3 protein-coding genes are annotated in these 4137 nt (G+C 73.9%); 2 read left to right on the top strand and 1 reads right to left on the bottom strand.

Features of this window, described 5'->3' with window-relative positions; translation table 11 throughout:
* A partial coding sequence (locus ACIQOV_RS30605) for a hypothetical protein (protein ID WP_401053857.1) occupies nt 1-506 on the top strand: 506 nt, incomplete at its 5' end.
* 159 nt (nt 507-665) lie between these two features.
* Here ACIQOV_RS30605 and ACIQOV_RS30600 read toward each other — a convergent pair.
* The gene (locus ACIQOV_RS30600) at nt 666-3116 is read right to left on the bottom strand and encodes a hypothetical protein (RefSeq protein WP_401053855.1); all 2451 of its coding nucleotides are present in this window, start codon (nt 3114-3116) and stop codon (nt 666-668) included.
* 298 nt (nt 3117-3414) lie between these two features.
* Here ACIQOV_RS30600 and ACIQOV_RS30595 point away from each other — a divergent pair.
* The coding region (locus ACIQOV_RS30595; RefSeq protein ID WP_401053854.1) for a GPP34 family phosphoprotein at nt 3415-4137 on the top strand (723 nt) is incomplete at its 3' end.

The raw sequence follows: 4137 nt of genomic DNA, 5'->3' as shown, positions 1-4137 counted from the left end.
CCCCCCGGGGGGCCGTCTCGGCGGCCGGGCTGCTGACGGTCGGGCTGCTCGCGGCACCGGCCGTGGCGTCGCTGCCGCAGCAGCCCGAGGTGCGGTACGTGGGCTCGCACAACGGCTCGGAGGAGCCGTTCAAGGCGGCGGCCCGGGAGATCTCGGCCGGCTACCGCTCCGGGGACGGGATGGCGGCCCCGCTGGGCGACCAGTCCTGGGCGCTGGCCTGGCCCGGCGTCGACTACTACCTGCCCTCGGACGTGCGCCCCTATCCGGTCTTCGTCGCGCAGAGCGCCGACGACGCCGGGGAGCTCTCGCCGATGCCCTGCCCGCAGCCGGCGGACTGCCTGGGCGGGGTGTCCCGGATCTGGCTGCTGGTCCTCGGCGACACCCAGGACCCGCTGGGCGCGATGCCCGCGGACCAGGCGCAGGTGCTCCGCGCCCAGTACGGCGACCCGGACCGGGTGACGCCGCTCGGCGGTCTCACGCTCGCGCTGCTCGACCGGGACGCCTAGCCTCCGGCGGAGAAGGAGGAAGGGGAGCCGGTGCGGACCGGCTCCCCTTCTTCTTTCGGTGCCTCAGCGGCTCAGCGGCTCAGCGGCCCGGCGGCCCGGCGGCCCGGCGGCTCGACGGCTCGACGGCTCGACGGCTCGACGGCTCGACGGCTCGACGGCTCAGAGCGTGCGCAGCAGCCGGGACTGGATGGACGGCGGGTTCAGGTCGGACTGGAGGGCCACCGGGACCTCCGCCTTGTCGTCGCCCGCGCCCACCCGCAGCACGCCGACCTCCTTGCCGGCCGTCTCCCTGTGGTCGATCTTCGAGGTGTCCAGGGTGACCGTGCCGGTGATGCCGGGGAAGCCCGCCACCACCAGGTCCTTGGTCGCGACGACCGCGACCTTGCCGCCGAGCCCGTCCTCCACCGAGCCGACGACGTCGCCCTTCTTCACCACGGTCTGGCCGGTCACGCCGTTCTGCGCGGCCTGGATCTGCTTGCCGCTGACCTTCAGCACGGTCGGCAGGATGCCGTCGCCCGGGTTGGGCGAGGTGGCCTGCTGGCCCAGCGTGACACCGAGGATCAGCCGCCTCACGCCGCCGACCTCCTTGTAGGCGGCCCACATCAGGCAGCCGCCGGCCGGGGTGCTGGAACCCGTCTTGACGCCGATGACGCCGGTCTTCGGGTTGATCAGGTTGTTGGTGTTGGGGACCTTCGCGTTGTTGAAGTTGGTCTCCGGGGTGGAGACGATCTGCCGGAAGATCTCGTCCTGCATGACCTGCTCGGCCAGCTTCAGCTGGTCCTTGGCGGTGGACTTGGTGTCCGGGTTGTAGCCCGCCGGGTCGGCGTAGATGCTGTTGGTCATGCCCAGCTTGGTCGCGGTGTCGTTCATCAGCTTGACGAACTCGGCCTCGGAGCCGGAGTGGTAGCGGGCGAGCAGCCGGGCCACGTTGTTGGCCGAGGGCAGCATCAGCAGCTCCAGGGCCTGGTACTCGGTGAGCACCTGGCCCTCGACGAGCGTCACCTTGGACTCGTCGACGTTGCCGGACTCCTGCGCGGCCTGCTTGTCGACGGTGATCTTCGGGCCGGCCTCCCCCTTCTTCAGGGGGAACTTCTGCAGGATCAGGTAGGCGTTCATCACCTTGGTGACGCTGGCGATCGAGGCCGGCGTCTCCGGACCCGAACTGCCGAGGCTGCCGACGCCGACCACCTCGGCGGCGGACTGGCCCTTGGCCGGCCAGGCCAGGTCGAGCGCGTCACCGGAGAAGCTGTAGCTGCCGGCGGCGGTCGACCTCAGCCTGGGGTCCGGCAGCGGGCGCAGCAGCTGGGCCACCGCGAGCGCGCCGAGCACCACGGCGAGGAAGACCGTCCAGATGGTCACCCGCTTGAGAGCGCGCCGCAGCGGTGAGACCGGGCGGGCGTTGAGGGAGGCCAGGACCTCCATCGCCTCGGCGGTGTTCTCCGGCGACGGCAGCGGCTCCGGTGCGGGCAGCGGCTCGGGCTCGGGCAGCGGCTTCGGGGCCGGCACGGGCGCGGGCACGGGGGCCGGCTTCGGCAGCGGCGTCGGGCCGGGGGTCGGCTCCGGCTCGGGAACGGGCCCGGGCTCCGGACGCGGCTCGGGCTTCGGCTCCGGCACGGTGCCGGCCGGGGCGGCGGTGCCCGCGGCGGAGGCGCGCGGCGGCGCGGGCTTCTCCGGCTTCTCGGCCCGGTCCGGCCGCTGACCGGGCTGCCCGGTCCTGGTCAGCGCGAGGGTCACGGAGCCGATGGCGGGAGCGTCCTCGGCGTCGGCGTCGGCGTCCTCGGCGTCCCCGGTGTCCTCCGGGTCGTCCTCGGTTCCGGCGTCCCCGGCCTTCCCGGTCTGCTCGGCCGGGCCGGTCTGCTCGGCCTTCCCGGTCCGCTCCGCGCCGTCGGCCTCGTCGGTGCCGTCGGCCTTACGGGCGTTGTCCGTGTTACAAGCGTTGTCGGCGTTGTCGGCCGCTTCGTCGGCTGCTTCGTCGGCCGCCTTCTCCGCCTCGTCCGCCGTCCCGGCCGGTGCGGCCGAGGACCCCGGGCCGCCCTCGGAACCGCCCTCGGAGCCGGTCTCCCCGGACGGCTCGGCCGCCTTCCGCCCGGCCTTCCCGGCCGCCGTGGCACCCGTCCGCATGGCGAGACGCGGGTCGGCGGCGACCGGACGCCCGGCGGGCTCGGCCTCCTCCGCGGTTTCCGGCGAAGTCGCCTTCTCCCCCTCCCCACCTTCGGAACTCCCCTTGCCGGCAGCCTTCACCAGCTCATCGGGCAGCCGCAGCGCGGTGGTGCTGTTGTCCACCGGCAGCCGCAGCATCGTCGTCCGGCTGTCCACATCCCGGACGCGGAGCTGTACGGTCGAACCGCCCTTGGGCGCCGCCTCCGGAGCGTCGACGGGCGCCTTCGGGGCCGCCTCACCGGAGGCCTCCGCGGGGCTGTCCGAGGAGGTGTCGGAGGAGGTCTCGGCGGTCGCCTCGGCGGCGGCCGTTGCCGACGGCCCGTCAGCAGCCGTACCGGAGCCGCCCTCGGCCGGCCCGGCGGCGTCGGCCGCCGTACCGGTCCGTTCGCGCTCGCGGTCGCGCTGCCGCTCGTCGCCGTCCCTCAGCACCCTGTCGGGGGACTCGCCCACGTATCCCAGCCTCCTCAACGCCCGGCGGGGCACCGGCGAACCCGATTTCGGGAAGCCGACGCCCCGCCCCGTGTACCTGTACAGTCTCCGCCACCGGCGACCGTTCCGGCCGCACACACCCCGCCCGACCGGCGCTTATTGTCGCCACCCGGTCGCGCCGCGGCCTGTTCACCGATCAGACGCAAGGCCCGCCGCCGCCGGTTCCGCACCTTCACCGCAAGGTCACGATTCGGAGGCGTACTCGACAAGCCCGTGTGAGAGGCGTCACCCTGTCTCTCATCCACGCGGGGAGGCTTGGATGGGCAAGAGCCGCAGAACTGTTCCCGAGGAACTCTTGCTGCTCGCTTTGGACCCGACCACGGGTACCACGGCGCAGCCGCAGACCCTCGACCTCGGACTCGCCGGGGCGCAGCTCGTCGAGCTGTCCCTGGCCGGACGGATCGTACCGGAGGGAGACCGGATCGCCGTCGTGCTCGCACGACCGACCGGCGACCCGACCCTTGACCACGCACTGGAACTGCTGCGCCGACGCGGCAGTCCGGTCCGCGCGGCGCACTGGATCGGCGGGCCCCGGCTGGGGCTGCGGCAGACCTATCTGGCGCACCTGGAGCGCTGCGGCATGGTCACGGCCGTGCCGGGCCAGGTGTGCGGGGTGCTGCCGACGACCCGGTACCAGGCGTCCGACGACTGCACCAACGCCGCGATCAAGCAGCGGCTGGACACCGCGATCCGCACCGGTGTTCCGCCGGATCCGCGGACGGCCGCGCTCGCCGCGCTCGCCCACTCGGTCGGGCTGGGCAAGCACCTGTACCCGGGCAACGAGGGCCGGTCCTCACGGTCGCGGTTGCGCGACCTGATCCGGTACGACCCGCTGGGCGGGATGGTCGCGCACGCCGTGATGGACGTGCAGAACGGCCTGCCGGCGCAGCAGAACCGTTCTTCCCAGGCTTCCGGGGCCGCTGCCGGCCGCCCCGGCGCCCGTACGGCGGGCCGGGGTTCGGGCGGGCGGGTCCCCGCCACC

It is taken from the genome of Kitasatospora sp. NPDC091257 (assembly GCF_044757675.1).
GTDB classification, from domain to species: Bacteria; Actinomycetota; Actinomycetes; order Streptomycetales; family Streptomycetaceae; genus Kitasatospora; species Kitasatospora lactacystinica.
This window is presented reverse-complemented; position numbering and strand designations above follow the sequence as displayed.